Origin of the sequence: Weissella koreensis KACC 15510 (genome assembly GCF_000219805.1) — a bacterium.
GTDB classification, from domain to species: domain Bacteria; phylum Bacillota; class Bacilli; order Lactobacillales; family Lactobacillaceae; genus Weissella; species Weissella koreensis.
Genome location: NC_015759.1, coordinates 1,192,703 through 1,213,107, shown reverse-complemented (window position 1 = coordinate 1,213,107; position 20,405 = coordinate 1,192,703). Strand labels below are relative to the sequence as shown.

Here is a 20,405-nt window from a genome sequence, read left to right as displayed (position 1 = left end):
ATTTTTATAGATTTAATAAAAAAGTTTGAATGATTCATTTATGCTCCAAGAAAAATAACTTATCTTTTTGCCAATCAACCGTTCAAACTCACTATTTATATCAAAATTAATTGAGATACTTTTGGACTAAGTCATTCACTAACTTACCATCAGCTTTTCCTTTAACCTTTGGCATCAAAGCGCCCATAACTTTACCCATATCACTTTTTTGAGTAGCCCCAACACTAGCCACCGTTTCTTTTACAATAGCCTCTACTTCTTCTTCAGACATTTGTGCAGGCATGTAACGTTTTACCACATCCATTTGTTCATCAATTGCAGCTGCCAATTCTGGTCGATCGCCTGCTTGATATGAGTCACGTTCTTCTACTCGTTGCTTCAATTCACGAGACAACACAGCGACTTCTTCTTCATTACTCAAATCATGTCCAAGTTTAATTTGTTCATTCGAAACTGATGCCTTTAGCATCCTAATAACTGATAAAGTTGCCTTGTCTTTAGCTTTCATGGCCGTTTTCATATCAGCAGTTAACGTATCTAACAATGTCATCTTTAGAGCCTCATTTCTTTTTCTTTCTAACTTAATTATACGGCATATAACACCTTAATGTATACTGCCGACTACTAATTTAAAAATTAAATATCTCACTAATCTTAATGGCTAAATATTACAAAATCCAAAAATGAAATTGAAATATTAAATCTAGTTAATTTTCAACTTGCGAATTTAATTAAAGCATTCCATATTTAGCGTAATTTATAAAAGAAAACCGAACTATCAATATATTGATAGTTCGGTCCTGAACCTATTAACGGCTCTTCTTGTTCTTACGCTTACGTGCAGCTTCAGCTTTCAACTTACGTTGAACTGATGGCTTGATGTAGTATTCGCGCTTACGGTATTCTTGCAAAGTACCATCTTTTGACACACCACGTTTGAAACGACGGAGAGCATCATCAAGAGACTCATTCTTACGAACAACAGTCTTTGTCATGATAAATTCCCTCCTTTCTCGTGTTTAATTAGTCAATAAGACCCACACTATGTTCAATAATAAATATTACCAAACCTTCACCCTCAAAGCAAGGTTTTTATAACTAGTAACAAATTAAACGATATTTACCAAACTACTATAATCGTGGTTCATAGAACCGTCCGAAGGTTCGTTCAATTTTCCACATCGATGACCATGCCTTAGGATCAGCTTGATCAATAGCATGATATGCATCAATTTCTTCATACAAAGAAATTACTGTGAACAAAATTTCTTTTGGTCGATGATTATATGCACCCTCTGCGTGATGAATAATTGTAATTCCGCGACGTAAATTATTCTGTAACGAATCAGCTACTTCCTGAGGACGTTCTGTAATAATCATCACTTGCATCTTCTGTTGACGAGTATATAACGCATCAATCATTCGTGCATTAACAACTAATCCAATCGCTGTATATAAAGCATATTTAGGTCCAAATAAGAAACCTGCTCCTAACAAAATAAAGAAATTAAAGATTAAATTGGCATTCCCCATATTAATCCCATATTTACGGCGCAATACAATTCCAATGATATCTAAGCCACCAGTTGATAAGCCATTACGTAAAGCAAATCCAGTTCCAAATCCATTGATCAATCCCCCAAAAATGGCGTCCATCAATGGATCTTGAGTCCAAGGGTGCTCTGGTCCAACAACAAACCGCATCGCAAATGATGCTAGGAAAATAGCCACAGCTGTAAAGAAAGTAAACCGTCCTCCAATATTTTTAATTGAAAATAATAACAAAGGAATATTTAATAGGACAAAAATAATATAAATTGGTAGCGGAACGCCAAAAGCTTTAGTTAAAACCGTGTTAAGCAACTGAGCTAACCCAGTAAAACCTGAAGAATAAATATGCCCGTTAGTCCAAAAGAAGTTCAAAGCAATCGCCGCACACACTGCGTAAACAACAGCCGCCGTTAAACGACTTGTGTATTCATGGCCTCGCATATAGTCTTTTACTGTTTGCATAAAATTATTAATTCCTCATTATTCTTCTGATAAATTCGGCGTCTTTGTATCAGCATAAACAGGCGCAGTTAGCTCTAGTTCTGCTAATTGTTGCTTTGAAACTGGTAGTGGGGCTTCAGTCATCGGCTCGCTTCCCTTTGAATTTTTAGGGAACGCAATCACTTCACGAATATTTTCAGTTCCTGCTAAAATCATAGCTAACCGATCTAATCCCAAGGCAATTCCACCCATTGGAGGGAATCCATATTCCATTCCTTCTAGTAAGAATCCAAACGCTTCTTGTGCTGCTTCTGGTGTAAACCCAAGTGCATGAAGCATCTTTTCTTGAATATCCATACGGTGAATACGAATTGAACCAGATCCCAATTCATAACCATTTAAGACCAAATCATAGGATTGAGCATGCGCTTGATGAGCGCCTTCAACCGTATCTAACAGTTCAATATCTTCTTCATTTGGCATAGTAAATGGGTGATGAGCCGAGATCCATCGGTCCTCTTCAGGTTGATATTCAAATAATGGCCAATCAATAATCCAAGCAAAAGCCCATTTTTGTTCATCAATCAAATTTTGTTCTTTAGCAAACATTCGACGCAAAGCATCCAAAGATCCTGCTACTACACTAGCCTGGTCAGCTGCAAACACCAATAAATCACCTACATTCGCATTAGTAGCGGCCAATAATTCTGCTTCATTTTCGTTAAAGAATTTAGCAATTGGACCTTTCAATCCTTCATCAGTCACTTTTAACCAAGGTAGTCCCTTGGCTCCAAAACGCTCTACGAATTGAGCTTTTTTATCGAGATCCTTACGTGAATAGTTATCGGCAGCACCTGGAACAACAATGGCTTTAACTTGTCCTTGATTAGCAACCGCCTTAGCAAAAACACTAAATGTTGAATTTTGCATAAAGCTTGTCAAATCAATCAATTCCATGTCAAAACGTAAGTCTGGCTTATCCGTTCCAAAGCGGTCCATGGATGCTTGCCAAGTTAATGTTGGAATCTCGTCAGTCTTCAATTCATAGCTGACGGTTTTTTTCATAATAGATGCAACCCACTCATTCACCAAAGCAATAATTTCAGATTGATTCATAAATGAAGTTTCGACATCTAATTGAGTAAATTCTGGTTGACGATCTCCACGCAAATCTTCATCACGAAAGGCACGCGCAACTTGATAATAACGATCGAATCCAGCTCCCATTAATAATTGCTTAAACAGCTGAGGTGATTGGGGCAAAGCATAAAACGATCCTGGATTGACCCGTGATGGAACTAAATAGTCACGAGCTCCTTCGGGTGTTGACTTTGCCAGATAAGGGGTTTCAATATCAATGAAACCATTGTCATCCAAGAATTCATGAGTAGCCGCCGTAATCTTTGATCGAATTCTTAAATTCTTTTGCATGACTGGACGACGAAGATCCAAATAGCGATACTTTAAACGTAATTCGTCAGAAGCGTCTACGTTATCATCAATATTAAAAGGCGTGGTTTTAGCTGTGGCTAAAATTTTAGCACTTTGCACTTGTACTTCAATTTTTCCGGAACGCAAATTAGGATTAACCCCCGCTTCACGTAAAGCAACTTTCCCTTGCACCTCAATAACAAATTCAGTCCGTAATTGATCAGCAACCTTTAATGCAGATTCACTAACATCATCTGAAAAAGTCAACTGTACTAAACCTTCGCGATCACGAAGATCTACGAAAATCAAAGCCCCTAAATCACGACGTTTTTGTACCCAACCTTGAAGAGTAACCGTTTGTCCCAAATACTCTTCATCAATCAATCCTGCATAGTTTGTGCGCTGCATCTCTATTCAGCCTCCATATTATTATCTTCGTCTACATCATTTTCATCAGTTAAATAAGTGGGCAAATTCGTGTACAATTCAGCCAATTTAAGATTAACTTCTTTTCCAGTTTGCATATTCTTTAAATTAGCACTCTGAGTTTCTAATTCGCGGTCCCCAATCACCACCACATATCGTGCTTTTTGACGATCAGCTGACTTAAATTGTCCCTTTAATTTACGTTGCAAGTAATCTCGATCAACTGAATAGCCAAACGAACGAGCTGCTTGAACTAATTGCAAAGCCACCAAATCGGTGCCATCACCTTGATTAGCTACATAAAGATCAAGAGTCGGTGCCTCAGGTAGAACTGCATTTTCATTCTCTAACAAGAGCATTAAACGTTCTAGTCCAATTCCAAATCCGATTCCTGACAATTCAGGTCCGCCTAATTCTTCAACTAGTCCGTTATAACGTCCTCCTCCAGCAATAGTAGTCCATCCATGTCCTAATGCCTTTGATTGAGTCATTACTTCAAAAATTGTGTGATTATAATAATCCAATCCGCGAACAACATTAGCATCAATTTCATATTCAATTCCCAACGCATCTAATAAGATTTGAAGTTTCTCAAATCGAGCCTTAGCATCAACAGAAAGGTAATCTAGAATTGAAGGAGCATCTGCCACAATTTCTTGGTCCTTAGCATCTTTTGAATCTAATACTCGTAGCGGATTTTTTTCCAAACGCACTTGCGAATCATGTGACAATTCAGAAAAGTGAGGAGTTAAATAATCAATCAAAGCTTGACGATACGCTTGACGTGACTCTACATCACCTAAAGTGTTTACCACAACTTTCAAATTTGAAAGACCTAAAGTTTGAAAGAAGTCTACCACCATAGCGATCATTTCTGCATCTAGTGATGGATCATCTGCCCCAAATGCTTCGACCCCAATTTGATGGAATTGACGCATTCTACCAGCTTGAGGTCGTTCATAACGAAACATTGGTCCAATATAAAATGCTTTATATGGTTTTTGATACTCCGGTCCAAATAATTTATTTTCAACAAAGGAACGAACTACCCCCGCCGTTCCTTCTGGACGCAATGCTAAATGTCGATCTCCTTTATCATTAAAATCATACATTTCTTTTGTTACCACATCAGAAGTATCACCTGAGGTTCTTGAAAAAACTTCAAAACTTTCGAAAATAGGCGTTCTAATTTCTTGATATTGGTAATCACCAAATAATAAGCGTGCCGTTTCCTCTACATAATGCCATTTATGTGATTCTCCGGGTAATAAATCAGCCGTTCCTTTGGGCTTTTGATACATACTTTGTGCCATTTGAGTATCCTTCCAATCTTTTATATGAATAAATAATAAAAAGCGCCCCTGACTAAAAAAATCGTCAAGGGCGCTTGAGAGCACGGTACCACCTTAGTTTGTACTTTAAATACCGTAACGAGGCAAACGCGCAAATGCGACCTTAAAAGTGTCCACTAATGAATTAAATGACGAGCTTCCACCAATCCCCGTTCGCTAAACATTTTTCACGAGATAATCTTTCTCATAGGTTCTTTATTAATTAAAATTAATTATCCCTTAATTAACTTGTTTTTTCAAGTTATTCTGCTTGTTTTGCTTGATAATTCAAGTACTGCTCTAACCCTAGCGGAACTCGCTTAGCAATCTTTTTCTGATAATCTACATTTTTAATATTTTTAAAATCACGACTTGAATTGATATAACCATTTTCAAGCAATGCTGCTGGGACTGAATTATATTTCAAAACCATATAATCAGCTTGTTTAACTCCTAAGTTTTTAATTGGCATCGTTGGTGCCATTGAACTATTCAAATATTGAGCCAATTCTTGCGAACCATTGTCTTCTTTTCCGTAGTAAGCCGTAAAACCACTTCCGGTATTATTTTCTTCCGTTGAATCAAAATGGAATGAGACAAAAGCATTCGCTCGATGTGATTCACCCACCTTTGGAATCTTCAATAAGCCAACAACACGATCATCGTCACGTGACATAAAAACTCGTGTTCCATAATTTTTTTCTAACTCATTTTTAGTCTTTTGCGCCAAAGATAAAGTATAATTTTTTTCAAAATGTTTTTTATCAATACTTGACGCTCCATTATCTGAGCCACCATGACCTGGGTCCAATTCAATCGTTGCCTCTGACAACAAGTTCATATGCTTTACAGGTTCTTTACGCTCCAGCAACCAACCTGCCACCCAACCTGTGGTCTCATCCTCACGCTGAATTTTGTACCAACCATTATCTCGGTCCAAAATATTTAGGTGTTCACCCTTTTTTAAAATTCCTTCAGCTGATTTTAAAACGTCTGGTCCTTGGCGAACAGTTATGTTACTGATATGAACCGTAATTTGTTGTCGAGCTAATAGTACCATCGTAAATGTAATTGCAATTGCCAACATTCCGATTGTAATCCCCAAAGGGAGCCAGAAACGTATTAAAAATTTCTTGATTATATCCAATCCACGTCGCAACATTCCCGCTACTACCCCTGCTTAATTGTCTTTAGAAGACTGGTCCATCCCAGTCACCCTTTGGAAGAGCATCGAAATCATATTCAGCAAGGTCTGTTGCATCTTTAACAAACGCATGACCAGGAACAGAAATCATGATATTAATTCCACCGTCTTTTTCCTTGAATACAATAACTGGCTTTTCTTGCATACCAGCATAACCCAATTCCCAAGCTGTTCCTGGGTCGACATGTTCATCTTGATAATCAACAATTCCAACGACTACTTCAGAATTATGCAATTCACGACGATCTTCATCAAAAACTGCTTCAGCCCATTCTTTTGAGCCAAATTCAAGATCTTCTAATTGATGCCGGAAAGGGCTATAAAACGATGCTACCGTTGGATTCTTTTCCAAAGCAGCTTCTACTCGTTCTAAACGTGCGATTTGTTCGTCACTAAAAAATGGCCCAGCCAAATAAATGTTTTTCATTATAAATGTCCTCTTCCTAAATCAACGTGCGGTTCATGGTCGTCTATTACTCAATTATTTTACTCTAATTATAAGGTGTAAACCACCCTTAATTATATCCAGCTTTCATATCAATGCTGCTCGTATTGGCGTCGCTCTTCTCTTAGACCCGTTAAAATATATTTAGCAGGATCTTTAGTCCCATCCAATTGTCGATCATCTGCGCCCATTAAAGCGCTATTAAACATTGTTTCATATTCTAGAATTGATAGCTTAGTTCGATTTGATAAAATATTTTCCATTTGATCCGTAACCAAAGCTTCTTGATAGTTTTCTTGAATAATACCAGAGTAAAATTCTCCTTCAGCCCCTGATCCATATGAAAATAATCCGATTCGATCACCAGCAATCAAGTCATGACTATGATTCAATAATGAAAGCAGACTAAGATACAATGAACCAGTGTACAAATTACCAATATTCTTATTATCTACACGGCTCGCTTCAAATTGTTCCAAGAGGCTAATTTGCTTGGCTTCATCCGCTTCTGGCAAAATTTTACGCAATCCTTTTAAGCCCAATTTAGTGTATGGCAAATGAAAGACAAAGGCTTTAAAATCATTAATATCTTTACCTGTTATATGGCGGTAACGGTCCCATAATTCCACAAAGAATGATTGATAAACATCGTTTGAAAATTTACCGTCAACTCGCGCTTCTGTGGCATAAACTGGCCGCCAAAAATCCATTACTTCTTTAGTCATAAATTGATTATCACGTTCTAAAGTCATAATTCGTGGGTTAGCCGTAACTAACATTGCTACTGCACCACCACCCTGCGTCACTTCACCACTAGTTCCAAGCCCATAACGAGCAATATCACTTGCTACTACTAAGACTTTTTTATTAGGATTTAATTCCACATAATCACGAGCTTGCATTAATCCATATGTTCCAGCATAACAAGCTTGTTTAATTTCAATTGTTCGAGCATATGATTGAATTCCTAATAGACGTTGTAAATAAGCAGCAGCTGATTTTGAATTATCCACTCCAGATTCGGTAGCAAAAATAATTAAATCAAGTTGCTCCCGATCTGTGTCTGTTAAAATAGATTCAGCTGCATTAGCAGCCATTGTTACAGCATCTTGTGTTGGTGGTATTACTGCTTGTTGAGTCTGACCAATCCCAATTAAATATTTATTGGGGTCTTGCTCTCTTGCCATGGCCAAATCAACCATATCAATATAATAATTTGGTGAAAAGAAACTAATTTGATCAATTCCAACTTGCATTTAATTTTCTCCTACTGATAATTTTATGATCCTTTGCACGATCAAGCGAGCTGTTTCAATTTTACTTAACAATGGTAACGTTTCATTTGGTTGACCTGGTTCTAGAATGGTCACTTGATTTTGATCAACCCCGAAACCACGATCTGTTCGACTAACATCATTTGCAACTAATAAATCTGCATGCTTTTTTTGTAACTTAGTCTGCGCATGCTCAATTAAATCATTTGTTTCCGCTGCAAAAGCAATTACTTTTTGATTCTGTTTTTTAGCACCAAAAGTAGCTACTAAATCAGGATTTTGGGTTAGCTGTAAATCAAGTCCTTGATTCTGATTCTTCTTAATTTTTTGTGTCGCGACTTCAGCTGTTCGGAAATCAGCTACTGCTGCCGCCATTACTAATCCGTCACTTTGAGGAAACAGTTTATCTATTTCAGCTTGCATTTCTAATGCCGATTGCACCGAGATAACTTCAGTCCCGACTGGTACTTTTAAGTTAACTGTTGAAATCAAGGTTACTTTGGCTCCTGCCTCCGTTAAGGCTTGTGCAATTGCATAACCCATTTTACCTGAAGAACGATTACCAATATAACGTACTGGATCCAAATATTCTCTTGTACCACCCGCGGTGACTAAATAATGTTGCCCTTCCAATGAAGTCCCTTGTATTTGTCGAAGCTTTAGTTCAGCCTGAGCCAATAACTCATCAGGTTCGGGCAACCGTCCTAATCCAGCATATCCTTCTGCCAACATACCATAAGCCGGTTCTAATATTAAGACCTGGTCTTGTCTTAATTGTTGCAAATTCCGTTGAACGGCTGGGTTATTATACATATTTGCATTCATCGCAGGTGCAACCAATAATGGTGTATGTCGAGCTAATAAAACAGTACTAGCAACATCATCCCCAATTCCTTGAGCGATTTTACTAATAATATTAGCTGTCGCCGGTACGACCATCATATAATCAGCCCAATCAGCAATTTCAACATGTCCAACTTGGGTACTCTGCGCTGGATTAAAGAGGTCCGTTAAAACCGGTTGTTTCGTCAAAACCGCAAAAGTTTTTTCAGTTACGAATTCAAGGGCATTTGCTGTCATCACCACCCGAACTGTTGCACCAGCTTTCATTAAAAGTCGTGCAAATATTGCTGCCTTATAAGCCGCAATGCCACCAGTCACAATTAAAACAATCTTTTTATTCTCAAACATTTTATCCTACCTCAAAGCTTCTTGAAATTTTTCTTCGATCGATACTATAAAATTGATTTCAACATACCATCCTTTAAATTGTAACTCTAAACAGGGTCTTTAAATGGCTAATTTGCTAAGTCTTATTTTATCATAACCACCGCTTTTTAATGTATTCCCTTTTAATTTTGAAAAAAATAGAAATTAATTTTAAAAAAAGCTTGCATAATGTTTATATTCTTGATATTATATTATTTGTTGTTAAGCGACAACAAGTCATCATGGCTCATTGGTCAAGCGGTTAAGACTCCGGTTTTTCACACCGGCATCCAGGGTTCGACTCCCTGATGAGCTATCGTCCATAGGTAATTCTACGTAAAGTAGAATTGCTTATTTTTTTTACTTAAAAATAATTTAAAAAGGCTGAGGATTACCTCAGCCTTTTTATTTTGTCATGTTTTATTAAAAATCAAATTCAGCTGGATCTGGACCAACTCGAACATTCTGATTCAAAGCACTAATCGCATCCACTTCAACCGCTGTTAATTCAAAATCATCTAAATCTGCATTCGCTTTTAAGCGATCAGGATTTACCGACTTTGTAATAACAACTAATCCTTGTTGAAGATCCCACTTTAAAATAATTTGGGCCGGATTCTTATGATATTTTTCAGCTAATTGTACTAATAATGGCTCGGTAAATAGTTTTCCTTGCATCAACGGTGACCAAGCTTCGGTTACAATCTTACGTTCAGCTAGAATTGAGCGTAAGGGTAGCTGCGTTAAAGCTGGATGTAATTCAATTTGATTAATTACAGGTTCAACTGTTTTAAAAGTATCAAGGGTGGCTAAATGCTCAGTATTAAAGTTACTAACCCCAATCGCTTTAATTTTTCCAGCTTTATACATTGTTTCTAACGCTTGCCAAGCTGGCTTAAAGCTCCCTTGTCCAGGCCAATGAATTAAATATAAATCAAGATAATCTAATTGTAATTTAGTCAAGCTATCTTCCACTGCAGCCAATGATTCCTCATAATTTAAATTACGATTCCATATCTTAGATGTAATAAATAAATCTTCTCGTTTTAAATTAGCTGAAGCTAATCCAGCTTTAATTCCTACTCCTGTTCCAATTTCATTATGATAAATTTGTGCTGTATCAATTAAACGGTATCCATTAATAATTCCTTGTTCCACCACTGCAGCAGTTTGATCCTCTGGAATTTGGTAAACGCCTAATCCCATTTGTGGCATTTGTTTTCCATTATTTAAACTAATTTTATTTTCTAATGTTTTAGACATATTAGCTGCTCCTTTTAATTTTCATAAATAAACAATTATAGTAATTTCAACCAATTTCTTGTGTCAAGATATAAAAAAAACTAGCAATTTTAAACTGCGTATTTTTCACCCAATTGTTTCAAATTACTAGTTTTTTTTAATTGAATTCAACGTAAGTAGCACCTTGATCTGGGCCCGTAAAATTAAATTCTTTAACAGCTCGATGTGATCGCAGGTATTCGTGTGTACCTTTACGAATGGCACCGGTTCCTTTCCCGTGAATAATTTCTACACTGGATAAATTATTCAATAAGGCACTATCAATAAATCGATCTAACTCGTGCATCGCTGCATCATATCGAACGCCTCTTAAATCAAGTGTCGCTGAGGCATTAGCACGATTCATGGCTTGATTCGTGCTGACACTACGACTTTTTTTAGCACTACTTTTTGGCTTACTAGTCTTGGTAGCTTTAGTTGCCATTACCCCACTTTGCTTCTCAATTTCAGCTCCTGGCAAGACCATCTTGAGGATTCCGATTTGAACTTCATATTTTCCATCTTTTAATTTACGTAAGATAGTCCCTTGTTGTCCATATTCTGGTACCAAGACCGTATCTCCAACCTCAATATTAACCTGCTTCTTAGCTTTAGCGCGTCGTAAAATTCGATTATTTTCAGCGGTAGGTTCTTGACGGAGTGCATTTAAAGCACCCTTAGCATCAATAATTTGATTTTCTTTCACATTACCGCCTTGACGTTGCAATCGATGCAAATCATCGATAATACGATCTGCTTTTTGCCGTGATTCAGCTACAATATGATTAGCCTCTTTTTGTGCCTTTTCTAACATTGTAGCTTGTTCAACTGCAATTTTTTCAGTTGCTTGGTCCAATTGATTGGTTTTAACTCGATTTAACTGTAATTGTTGTTCCAATTCAATCTTTTGCTTAGTAACCAAGTTTCTTTTATCAACCAAATCTTGAATCATATCATTTAATTCTTGTGAATCGTCACTCGTTAATTGGCTAGCTTGATCAATGATATTTTCCGACAGTCCCAAACGTTTTGAAATTTCTAACGCATTAGAACGTCCCGGAATTCCAATCATAAATCGATAGGTGGGTCTTAATGTTTCCACATCAAATTCCATTGAGGCATTAATAGTATCAACTCGATTATACCCATAAACTTTCAATTCTGGATAATGGGTCGTCGCTACCGTATAAGCACCTATAGCTCCGACAGCATCTAAAATCGCCATCGCTAATGCTGCTCCTTCTTGAGGATCAGTTCCTGCTCCCAATTCATCAAAAAGCACCAATGAGTTTGGCGTCATTTTGTCCAAAATATCAACAATGTTCACCATGTGTGAGCTAAACGTTGAGAGGGATTGTTCAATTGACTGTTCATCCCCAATATCAGCAAAAATATTATCAAAAATCCCAACGGTAGAATATTCATCAGCTGGAATAAATAGCCCAGATTGAGCCATAATCTGTAACAATCCCAACGTCTTCAAAGTAATGGTTTTCCCACCAGTGTTAGGTCCAGTTACAATAATCGCCGTATAATCTTCGCCCAAAATAATATCATTAGCAACTGCCTGCTTTTGATCCAATAAAGGATGGCGCGCTTGTAATAAACGAATATGTTGTTCTGGACTATATTCAGGTTGCACGGCCTTCAGGTCAATCGCATAAAGTGCCTTAGCGTTCACAAAATCAAGATGTCCCAAAACTTTAGCATTTTCTAAAATTTCATCTTGATATGGTTGTAATGCCGCTGATAGATCATGCAAGACTTGTGCTTCTTCCGCCCGTTCTTTTAGTTGCGCCTCTTTCAAACGATTATTTAAATCCACAACTGGTGCTGGTTCAATATACAGTGTTTGTCCAGTTTGACTTTGATCGTGAACAACACCTCCAAATTTATTTCTATTTTCAGCACGCACTGGTACCACATATCGATCATTTCGAATAGTTACAATCGGATCAGACAAATATTTAGCCATCTTACCCCGGGTGTATTCTTGCATTTTTTGCCGAATACCATTCTCCGTTCCTAAAATTAGCTGACGTACTCGTTTCAATTCTGGCGAAGCTTCATCCGTTATTCGACCATCTTGATCAATTGATTGATTTAGTTGACGCGTCACTTCTGGTAATGTAATCAATCGATCGACATAACTTTGAAGATTCAATAATTTTTCATCATGATCGAAGATAAAGTTTTCGAAAAATTGTTTTACCTGACCTGTTGCAAACAAAACCCGCCCAACTTGGGCTAACTCTGTACCATTCAAATCAGCATCAATTTTAAGTCGCTTCATTTGAGGCTGAATATTGCCTAGTCTAGTTAATTGCATCCCCCCAGCCATTCGAATAATCGTCATGGCATCTGCTGTCTCAGCTAACCATTGTTGCATTTCTGTAGCATCATCTGTTGGTGTTAATGTTGCTAATTCTTGTGCACCACCAGCGGTTACCATTTTATTCTGTAACTGTTTTTTTATAGCATCATATTCAAGGGTTTCTAAAATTTTTTGATTCATTTTTATATGAATTCCCTTCATCATTATTTTTTATTTTTAATCTATGTTTCTTATTATAACAGTATCGGCTTTATCACAGGCTCCTTTAATTGAATAGAAATAACTTTAATAACACTTTTATAAATTCAAATCATATTTAGTGCATAAAAGAGAGGTCGAGATTTTGGATCTCAACCTCTCTTTTTTTACTCCCTTATATTAACAAAAACCATTCATATATTTTTTCAGATAATATAGGAGTCTGCTGCATAATAATTTGAGCTAATGTTGAATAGGTAATTTGCTCATGTAGCAATGATATATCCAACGCTCCAGCTATATATAAGAAGAAAAACACTCCTAAATACATAATTATAAAACTAAGCAACGCCCCAGCTAAACGGTTAGCCGTTCCAACCAAAGGCACCTTATTAATAAATGCCAATCCGCTTTGTAAACGGTGTAAAAGATAAAATCCAATTACCGTAATTATTGTAAATCCGATCCCAGAATATAGGAAACTACTAGATTTATCCACTAAATTGTCCGTTACTGGTGATGACCAGTTAGATCCAATCGACCATTGTAGGTTATCTGCTAAAAATTGTCCAATATTGTGAGATAACATTACAGCTACCACCCAAATGATAATCCGGCCCACAAAACGAAAAAGAGTTTTTACTAACCCACTACGATAACCATTCATGATCGCCATCAAAAAAAGAACTAAAATTCCAACTGTAATGACCATTAGTTTTCCTCGTATTTACGTTGCATCCTAAGTTGATCAGATAAAGCGTTTATTGCCATTAAGACTAATGCATCATCTTGCTCTAGACTTGGATTCTGCTTTTGTAAATCAGCTAATTGTGTATTAATTAACTTAAAAACAGCCTGCATATGAGCTTCGTCTTCTGGTGTTGACAAGGTATAACTTTTACCTAGTACATTTCCTTTTACTCGATTCATTACCATTTTATATTCCTCCTTCATTCCGTTCGAGCACAATATCATTAATAAGAACGGATCCACTTGAATTTATCAGTTATATCTTAAAATAACTTAATTAATGGATAAAAAGGCTAGGATTAAAAATCCCGGCCTTATAAACAAAGTTTATTGTAACGTCTTAATCATCTGTTTCAGCAAAGTCAGTTCCATCCAACATCCGAGCTTCAATCCATTCCCAAACAATATCTTTTCCATATTTTGTCTCAGAAGAGAAAATTTCAAAGTCTGATGTTTGGTCCTTAAACTGCAGTTCCTTTTTAATAGTACTCTCTGCTTTATTCCAACGTCCGCGAGCAATTTTATCAGCCTTAGTTGCGACAACTAAAACTGGCAATCCGCCCATTTCATCAGAAGTTAGCCATTGATACATCTCAACATCTTCTTTTGAAGGTGCGTGTCGAGCATCAACTAATTGAACTACTCCTTTTAAGACCTGTCGTTTTGATAAATATTCACCAATCATAACTTGAAATTTTGCACGTGAACTTTTCGAAACTTTAGCGTAACCATATCCTGGAACATCGACGAAAAACACCTGATCCTCAACTTTATAAAAATTCAAAGTTTGTGTTTTTCCTGGTTGGGATGAAGTTCGAGCAAACGACTTACGATTGATTAAAGTATTCGTTAACGAAGATTTTCCAACGTTGGAACGTCCAATTAAAGCAATTTCAGGTAATTTATCAGTTGGATATTGACTAGGTCCTACCGCTGACATTACCATTTCAACATTATGCACTTCCATTTGAGCTAAATCTCCTTTTAAGTAAACTTACTTTAATACCACTGTGGGTTCGGTATGTTTTTCGACATTTTCTTTTGAAATAACTACCTTATTCACATCATCGCGACTTGGAATTTCAAACATCACATCTAACATAACTTCTTCGATGATTGAACGTAGTCCACGTGCACCCGTTTCACGTTCTATTGCTAAGTGAGCCATTGCTTTAAGGGCCTCTGGTTCAAACTCTAATTGAACTCCATCTAACGCCAACAAAGCTTCATATTGTTTAGTTAAAGCATTTTTAGGTTTCGTCAAAATTAAAACTAAATCATCTTCTGTTAATTGTTCTAGGGCTGTTAAGATTGGCAAACGTCCAATAAATTCAGGAATTAATCCAAAAGTCATAAGATCTTCTGGCAGAATTTGTTGCATAATGCTCTTATCTGCCTGCTCATGCGCTTCATCACTATCAGTACCAAATCCGATAGTCTTGGCTCCCAGACGTTCTTTAACAATATTTTCAATTCCTGCAAAGGCACCACCAACAATAAACAGAATATTGGTTGTATCTATTTGAATAAATTCTTGGTTTGGATGCTTACGCCCCCCTTGAGGTGGCACATTCGCAATTGTTCCTTCAATCATCTTCAAAAGAGCTTGTTGAACTCCTTCACCTGAAACATCTCGCGTAATTGAAACATTTTCAGACTTTTTAGCAATTTTATCAATTTCGTCAATATAGATAATTCCATGCTCAGCTCGTTCAATGTCAAAATCAGCAGATTGGATTAACTTCAACAAAATATTTTCAACATCTTCACCAACATAACCAGCTTCAGTTAAGGTAGTAGCATCTGCAATGGCAAATGGAACATTCAGCATAGTTGCCAACGATTGTGCAATGTAGGTCTTACCTGAACCAGTTGGTCCGACCATCGCAATATTAGATTTTTGTAATTCTACTTCACCATGGTCAGAGTCCTGATCTAATGTGGCATTAATTCGCTTGTAATGGTTATAGACAGCCACCGCAAGTGTACGTTTTGCGTCTTCTTGTCCAACTACATAAGTATTTAAATTGGCTACAATTTCAGCCGGTGTCATCAATTTAATTTGATTATCTTGTGCGTCTTGCTTCAAATCTTCATCAATGATTTGTTGAGCTAATTCTACACATTCATTACAGATAAAAACACCGGGTCCAGCAACTAATTTTTTTACTTCAGTTGATGATTTTCCACAAAATGAGCAATAAGCTGCAGTTGTGTTATCAGTTGTATCAATCATCACTTTATCTCCCCTTCTTTACTATCAAAATCAATTAATACCATTGTAACAAAATATAACTAAAATCCAAACATATTAGTTCTACTAATACTATTTTTTATCAAGTTAAAAAATGAGGTATAAAAAGTACCTCACACGAGCTAGAACTAGTCTAACCAGTATGAGGTACTTCCATTTTATATTAAACATCATCAGCTAAATTACAATTGTCATTAATTAACATGAAATTTAGTTGAGTTTTATCATACTTTTAATTAAGCTTCGATTGCTGAGTCAACAATTGTGTTAACTGCTTCCTTAACAGCAATATCATGAGCTAACATATCATCTGTAAGAGCATTACGGATGGCATCTTCTTCCATTCCATATTGGTCTGCCAATGACTTAACTTCGGCATCAATTGCAGCTTGATCAGGAGTAATTCCTTCAGCCTTAACAATTGCTTCCAAAACTAGGCTAGTCTTTACACGATTTTCAGCACCCTCAGCATATTGCTTATGGATATCTTCATTCGTTTGACCAGTAATTTGTGAATACATTTCTTGAGAAATACCTTGGTTTTGCATTGAAGCGAAGAATGAATTCATTTGACGGTGGATATCTTCTTCAAGCATTGCTGTTGGAATTTCTTCACCAACAACCTTAGCATTGTCAACAGCCAATGAAACAGCTTCATCTTCCTTAGCTTCAGCTGCTTCATTCTTCTTAGCTTCAGCCAAACGATCCTTCGTCTTAGCCTTCAACTCTTCCAAACCAGCAACTTCTTCATCAACGTCCTTGGCAAATTCATCATCCAAGGCTGGTACTTCTTTAACCTTAACTTCATGAATTGTTGTCTCAAAGACAGCTTCTTTACCAGCCAAGTCTTCAGCTTGGTAATCAGTTGGGAAAGTTACCTTAACTTCAACTGATTCGTCTGCCTTATGACCAACTAATTGTTCTTCAAAGCCAGGGATGAATTGTCCTGAACCAAGTTCAAGGTTAAAGTTTTCACCCTTACCACCTTCGAAGTGATCACCATCAACTGATCCATCAAAGTCGATAACAACAGTGTCACCATTTTCAGCAGCATGATCTTCAGCTAAGACCAATTCAGCTTGTCCTTGACGCATTGTTTCGATTTCAGCATCAACATCAGCATCTGAAACTTCAACATCTTGCTTCTTAACAGTCAAACCTTTGTAATCACCCAATTCAATTTCAGGTGCAACTTCAACTTCAGCTGAAATAACCCAAGCTTGACCCTTTTCCAATGATTCAACACCAATTTGAGGTTGGTTCACTGGAGCGATTCCAGTTGCATCAATCGCTGAAGGATATGCTTCTTGCAATGCAAAGTTCAATGCATCTTCATACAAGGCTTCTTCACCAAAGCGGGCAATAAACATTTGCTTAGGCATCTTACCCTTACGGAATCCAGGAACATCCAAAGTATCCTTGATCTTGTTGAAAGCAGCATCAATTGCTGCTGCGTGATCTTCAACGGGAATTTCAAACTTCAAAGTCCCTTTATTTCCATCACCACGTGTAAATTCTGCATTATTTGCAACCATTATAATTATTCCTCCACAGTCAATTAACTTATATTTTTAGTTAATCCGTTAATTTCAATTAACATACTTATATATTTTATCGTACTTTATTCCGTTTGCATAGGGTTCACTAGTTAATTTTGTATGTTTTCTGCCCTTTTTAATTTGAATTGAGTTGAAGATAATTTTATTATGATTTCCTAGCTTAATTAAATTTTTATTTTCAAAAATGGCTAAAAAAAGAGAACCTGAATAAATTCAAGTTCTCTCTTCTTTTGAGAAGTATTACTTCTTCAAAAATTAAGTCTAATTAAAAATTAGTCATTGATTTCTGAAACAGTTCCGGCACCGACAGTACGTCCACCTTCACGAACAGTAAACTTCAAACCTTGTTCAATGGCAACTGGAGCGATCAATTCGATATCGAATGTAACGTGATCTCCAGGCATAACCATTTCAACACCTTCTGGCAATTGAACAACCCCAGTTACGTCAGTAGTGTGGAAGTAGAATTGTGGACGGTAGTTAGTGAAGAATGGAGTGTGACGTCCACCTTCTTCTTTGGTCAAAACATAAACTTCAGCCAAGAACTTAGTATGAGTCTTGATTGAACCTGGCTTTGCCAAAACTTGTCCACGTTCGATTGAAGTACGTTCAACACCACGCAACAAAGCTCCGATGTTATCTCCAGCTTGTCCTTGGTCCATTGTCTTACGGAACATTTCGATTCCAGTAACAACAGTCTTACGAACTTCTGGCTTCAAACCAATGATTTCAACTTCATCGTTCAATACAACAGTTCCACGGTCGATACGACCTGAAGCAACTGTTCCACGTCCAGTGATAGTGAATACATCTTCGACAGGCATCAAGAATGGCTTGTCAGTATCACGTACTGGAGTTGGGATGTATGAATCAACAGTATCCATCAATTCTTCGATAACCTTAACTTGTTCAGCATCACCTTCTAAGGCCTTCAAAGCTGAACCGCGGATGAATGGTACATCATCTCCAGGGAAATCGTATTCTGAAAGCAATTCACGTGCTTCCATCTCAACCAAGTCAGTCAATTCATCATCATCAACCAAGTCAGTCTTGTTCAAGAAGACGATCAAGTATTCAACACCAACTTGGTGAGCCAACAAGATGTGCTCACGAGTTTGTGGCATTGGTCCGTCAGTAGCGGCGATAACCAAGATGGCACCGTCCATTTGAGCGGCTCCAGTGATCATGTTCTTAACGTAGTCCGCGTGCCCAGGGGCATCGATGTGGGCATAGTGACGTGCTTCAGTCTCATACTCGATGTGAGCAGTGTTGATCGTGATTCCACGTTCGCGTTCTTCAGGTGCAGCGTCAATCGCAGCAAAGTCTTGTTGCTTTGCTAATCCCTTATCAGCCAAAACCTTTGAGATTGCAGCAGTCAAAGTAGTCTTACCGTGGTCGACGTGTCCAATAGTTCCAATATTAACGTGCGGCTTTGTCCGCTCGTAGTGTTCCTTAGCCAAAAGCATATCCTCCTAATTTTCGTAAGTCGAAAACATTGTTTACAACTTAAAAGTTGCTAAAACCATTATACCCCAAAAGTATAATAGTATAAACAACCCATTCGAAAATAATTTAATTGATTTCTCCCCTTTGGGAAGCTGTTAATAATTATATAAGACCAAAATTGGTTTGTAAATATGTTTTTTCTTTAATGTAACAACAATTTAACGTTTTTCGTCTTTTTTAAATTAAATCGATCTTTTTAATGAATTTTATTAACTAAAACATTTCATTTAGCCTGAACTTTAAATTAATTTAGCCTGTTCGTTTAACAATAGCCGATGATATTTTTCTTGTTCAGGTGTTTCTTTTTGATCGATCAACGTATGAAGTCCCAACATTTCTGTCTGAATCCAAGCATCTGCATCTAAGTAAAAAGTTGGAAAATGTGGGTAACTTAACGTCATTTCTAAATAAATTTGTCTTTCTAAACCTTCTAGAATGACTGGATCATCTTGATATATACCATTTTGCAAGGCCTTAGTTAATTTTTTCCAGAATGGTATTTCTTCAAGTGATTCCAATTGACTGGGAATCATTTTTTTATATTGTTGATCCAACCATAAAAATTCTAATTCTTCTGATACTTTTAAGCGACGTAATCGATCCACCAAAGTTGAACGGGTAATTGCTGGTAAAAATGGGTCAACCAACAAGGTTTTAGCCCCTTGTAAATAATAATTTCTCGGTAACATTTCTGCTGTTTGTAAACGTTCAGCTTGTTCAGCCAAATTTACATCACTTAGATTAAAGAAATGTCGTGCGCGGTTTTTAATTGTTTGTGATAATTCGACTTGATCTTTATTTTCCTGGAATTGAACTTTATTAACTAGTTCTTCCGCCCAAGTTGTTGTCACCGCAAATTCCCAAGCAGCTAGATACATTTGATTTGCTAAAGCAATTTCAACGTATAAATAGGCTTGTGTCTCTGAAGTTTTAAATAATGACTCATTGGTCCGAATGAGGCCCCAAGCCTGTTGATACTGTTCGCTTTGTTCCAAACTTGTAACTAACATCAACAAGACTGCATCAGTCTGTTCTAAAATATAGGCTTTTTCTAGTTGTTCATTTGCTCTAAGCCAATCTTGATCGTTCAATGCTTGTTGACCAGCTATAAAATATTTTTGAAATTCATTATTTTTTTCTACCATTAACAGTTTCCTTTCTACTCTTTATGTGTTTAATTTCACTAAAATATCTTACTAGATTTTTTAGA

Annotated in this window: 18 protein-coding genes and 1 tRNA gene; 1 reads left to right on the top strand and 18 read right to left on the bottom strand. The window is 36.9% G+C overall.

The window, feature by feature from the left end; all coding sequences use genetic code 11:
- Window positions 1-106 precede the first annotated feature (106 nt).
- The 9 genes from WKK_RS05935 to coaBC all read right to left on the bottom strand — a co-directional run bounded on the left by WKK_RS05935 (window position 107) and on the right by coaBC (window position 9,294).
- Window positions 107-550, bottom strand: coding sequence for a GatB/YqeY domain-containing protein (locus WKK_RS05935; protein WP_006845183.1), 444 nt, complete (start codon window positions 548-550; stop codon window positions 107-109).
- A 259-nt stretch (window positions 551-809) separates the two neighbouring features.
- The gene (gene rpsU, locus WKK_RS05930; protein ID WP_006845182.1) at window positions 810-995 is read right to left on the bottom strand and encodes a 30S ribosomal protein S21; all 186 of its coding nucleotides are present in this window, start codon (window positions 993-995) and stop codon (window positions 810-812) included.
- Between the two features lie 136 nt (window positions 996-1,131).
- Window positions 1,132-2,013, bottom strand: coding sequence for a YitT family protein (locus WKK_RS05925; protein ID WP_006845181.1), 882 nt, complete (start codon window positions 2,011-2,013; stop codon window positions 1,132-1,134).
- Between the two features lie 18 nt (window positions 2,014-2,031).
- Window positions 2,032-3,831, bottom strand: coding sequence for an aspartate--tRNA ligase (gene aspS / locus WKK_RS05920; protein ID WP_013989763.1), 1,800 nt, complete (start codon window positions 3,829-3,831; stop codon window positions 2,032-2,034).
- A gap of 2 nt (window positions 3,832-3,833) precedes the next feature.
- Window positions 3,834-5,162 carry a histidine--tRNA ligase gene (gene hisS, locus WKK_RS05915; protein ID WP_006845179.1) on the bottom strand — a complete coding sequence of 443 codons (1,329 nt, stop codon included), beginning with the start codon at window positions 5,160-5,162 and terminating at the stop codon, window positions 3,834-3,836.
- Between the two features lie 280 nt (window positions 5,163-5,442).
- Window positions 5,443-6,342, bottom strand: a complete 900-nt coding sequence (locus tag WKK_RS05910; RefSeq protein ID WP_013989762.1) for an N-acetylmuramoyl-L-alanine amidase family protein — start codon at window positions 6,340-6,342, stop codon at window positions 5,443-5,445.
- A 28-nt stretch (window positions 6,343-6,370) separates the two neighbouring features.
- The gene (locus tag WKK_RS05905; RefSeq protein ID WP_006845177.1) at window positions 6,371-6,811 is read right to left on the bottom strand and encodes a nucleoside 2-deoxyribosyltransferase; all 441 of its coding nucleotides are present in this window, start codon (window positions 6,809-6,811) and stop codon (window positions 6,371-6,373) included.
- A 110-nt stretch (window positions 6,812-6,921) separates the two neighbouring features.
- Entirely contained in the window at window positions 6,922-8,085 is a 1,164-nt protein-coding gene (locus WKK_RS05900) for a hydroxymethylglutaryl-CoA synthase (RefSeq protein WP_013989761.1), read from the bottom strand.
- Window positions 8,086-9,294: a bifunctional phosphopantothenoylcysteine decarboxylase/phosphopantothenate--cysteine ligase CoaBC gene (coaBC, locus tag WKK_RS05895; RefSeq protein ID WP_006845175.1), complete on the bottom strand. Its 1,209-nt coding sequence runs from the start codon at window positions 9,292-9,294 to the stop codon at window positions 8,086-8,088.
- 262 nt (window positions 9,295-9,556) lie between these two features.
- Here coaBC and WKK_RS05890 point away from each other — a divergent pair.
- Window positions 9,557-9,628 (top strand) — tRNA-Glu (locus WKK_RS05890).
- 107 nt (window positions 9,629-9,735) lie between these two features.
- On the opposite strand, the gene WKK_RS05885 is transcribed toward WKK_RS05890, so the two are convergent.
- The 9 genes from WKK_RS05885 to WKK_RS05845 all read right to left on the bottom strand — a co-directional run bounded on the left by WKK_RS05885 (window position 9,736) and on the right by WKK_RS05845 (window position 20,340).
- The gene (locus WKK_RS05885; protein WP_013989760.1) at window positions 9,736-10,575 is read right to left on the bottom strand and encodes an aldo/keto reductase; all 840 of its coding nucleotides are present in this window, start codon (window positions 10,573-10,575) and stop codon (window positions 9,736-9,738) included.
- A gap of 136 nt (window positions 10,576-10,711) precedes the next feature.
- On the bottom strand, window positions 10,712-13,108 hold the full coding sequence (locus tag WKK_RS05880) for an endonuclease MutS2 (protein ID WP_013989759.1): 2,397 nt from the start codon (window positions 13,106-13,108) through the stop codon (window positions 10,712-10,714).
- Between the two features lie 193 nt (window positions 13,109-13,301).
- A complete protein-coding gene (locus WKK_RS05875) occupies window positions 13,302-13,838 on the bottom strand; it encodes a CvpA family protein (protein WP_013989758.1) in 537 nt (178 codons plus the stop codon).
- Window positions 13,838-14,056, bottom strand: coding sequence for a cell division protein ZapA (locus WKK_RS05870; protein WP_041942408.1), 219 nt, complete (start codon window positions 14,054-14,056; stop codon window positions 13,838-13,840). The genes WKK_RS05875 and WKK_RS05870 overlap by 1 nt, the downstream gene beginning before the upstream one ends.
- A 160-nt stretch (window positions 14,057-14,216) precedes the next feature.
- The gene (yihA, locus tag WKK_RS05865; RefSeq protein WP_006845170.1) at window positions 14,217-14,843 is read right to left on the bottom strand and encodes a ribosome biogenesis GTP-binding protein YihA/YsxC; all 627 of its coding nucleotides are present in this window, start codon (window positions 14,841-14,843) and stop codon (window positions 14,217-14,219) included.
- A gap of 27 nt (window positions 14,844-14,870) precedes the next feature.
- Window positions 14,871-16,112, bottom strand: coding sequence for an ATP-dependent Clp protease ATP-binding subunit ClpX (clpX, locus tag WKK_RS05860; protein WP_013989756.1), 1,242 nt, complete (start codon window positions 16,110-16,112; stop codon window positions 14,871-14,873).
- A 254-nt stretch (window positions 16,113-16,366) separates the two neighbouring features.
- Entirely contained in the window at window positions 16,367-17,665 is a 1,299-nt protein-coding gene (tig, locus tag WKK_RS05855) for a trigger factor (protein WP_013989755.1), read from the bottom strand.
- 296 nt (window positions 17,666-17,961) lie between these two features.
- On the bottom strand, window positions 17,962-19,149 hold the full coding sequence (gene tuf, locus WKK_RS05850) for an elongation factor Tu (protein ID WP_006845167.1): 1,188 nt from the start codon (window positions 19,147-19,149) through the stop codon (window positions 17,962-17,964).
- A gap of 285 nt (window positions 19,150-19,434) precedes the next feature.
- Complete coding sequence (locus WKK_RS05845) at window positions 19,435-20,340, bottom strand: hypothetical protein (protein ID WP_006845166.1); 906 nt, start codon at window positions 20,338-20,340, stop codon at window positions 19,435-19,437.
- Between the last annotated feature and the right edge of the window lie 65 nt (window positions 20,341-20,405).

Bases quoted from the DNA above. Each gene is read 5' to 3' on its own strand.
- hisS (WP_006845179.1), bottom strand. From the start codon at position 5,162: ATGGCACAAAGTATGTATCAAAAGCCCAAAGGAACGGCTGATTTATTA.
- WKK_RS05935 (WP_006845183.1), bottom strand. From the start codon at position 550: ATGACATTGTTAGATACGTTAACTGCTGATATGAAAACGGCCATGAAA.
- WKK_RS05845 (WP_006845166.1), bottom strand. From the start codon at position 20,340: ATGGTAGAAAAAAATAATGAATTTCAAAAATATTTTATAGCTGGTCAA.
- WKK_RS05875 (WP_013989758.1), bottom strand. From the start codon at position 13,838: ATGGTCATTACAGTTGGAATTTTAGTTCTTTTTTTGATGGCGATCATG.
- WKK_RS05880 (WP_013989759.1), bottom strand. From the start codon at position 13,108: ATGAATCAAAAAATTTTAGAAACCCTTGAATATGATGCTATAAAAAAA.
- coaBC (WP_006845175.1), bottom strand. From the start codon at position 9,294: ATGTTTGAGAATAAAAAGATTGTTTTAATTGTGACTGGTGGCATTGCG.
- yihA (WP_006845170.1), bottom strand. From the start codon at position 14,843: ATGGAAGTGCATAATGTTGAAATGGTAATGTCAGCGGTAGGACCTAGT.
- clpX (WP_013989756.1), bottom strand. From the start codon at position 16,112: ATGATTGATACAACTGATAACACAACTGCAGCTTATTGCTCATTTTGT.
- WKK_RS05900 (WP_013989761.1), bottom strand. From the start codon at position 8,085: ATGCAAGTTGGAATTGATCAAATTAGTTTCTTTTCACCAAATTATTAT.
- WKK_RS05925 (WP_006845181.1), bottom strand. From the start codon at position 2,013: ATGCAAACAGTAAAAGACTATATGCGAGGCCATGAATACACAAGTCGT.
- aspS (WP_013989763.1), bottom strand. From the start codon at position 3,831: ATGCAGCGCACAAACTATGCAGGATTGATTGATGAAGAGTATTTGGGA.
- WKK_RS05870 (WP_041942408.1), bottom strand. From the start codon at position 14,056: ATGAATCGAGTAAAAGGAAATGTACTAGGTAAAAGTTATACCTTGTCA.
- tig (WP_013989755.1), bottom strand. From the start codon at position 17,665: ATGGTTGCAAATAATGCAGAATTTACACGTGGTGATGGAAATAAAGGG.
- WKK_RS05885 (WP_013989760.1), bottom strand. From the start codon at position 10,575: ATGTCTAAAACATTAGAAAATAAAATTAGTTTAAATAATGGAAAACAA.
- WKK_RS05905 (WP_006845177.1), bottom strand. From the start codon at position 6,811: ATGAAAAACATTTATTTGGCTGGGCCATTTTTTAGTGACGAACAAATC.
- WKK_RS05910 (WP_013989762.1), bottom strand. From the start codon at position 6,342: ATGTTGCGACGTGGATTGGATATAATCAAGAAATTTTTAATACGTTTC.
- rpsU (WP_006845182.1), bottom strand. From the start codon at position 995: ATGACAAAGACTGTTGTTCGTAAGAATGAGTCTCTTGATGATGCTCTC.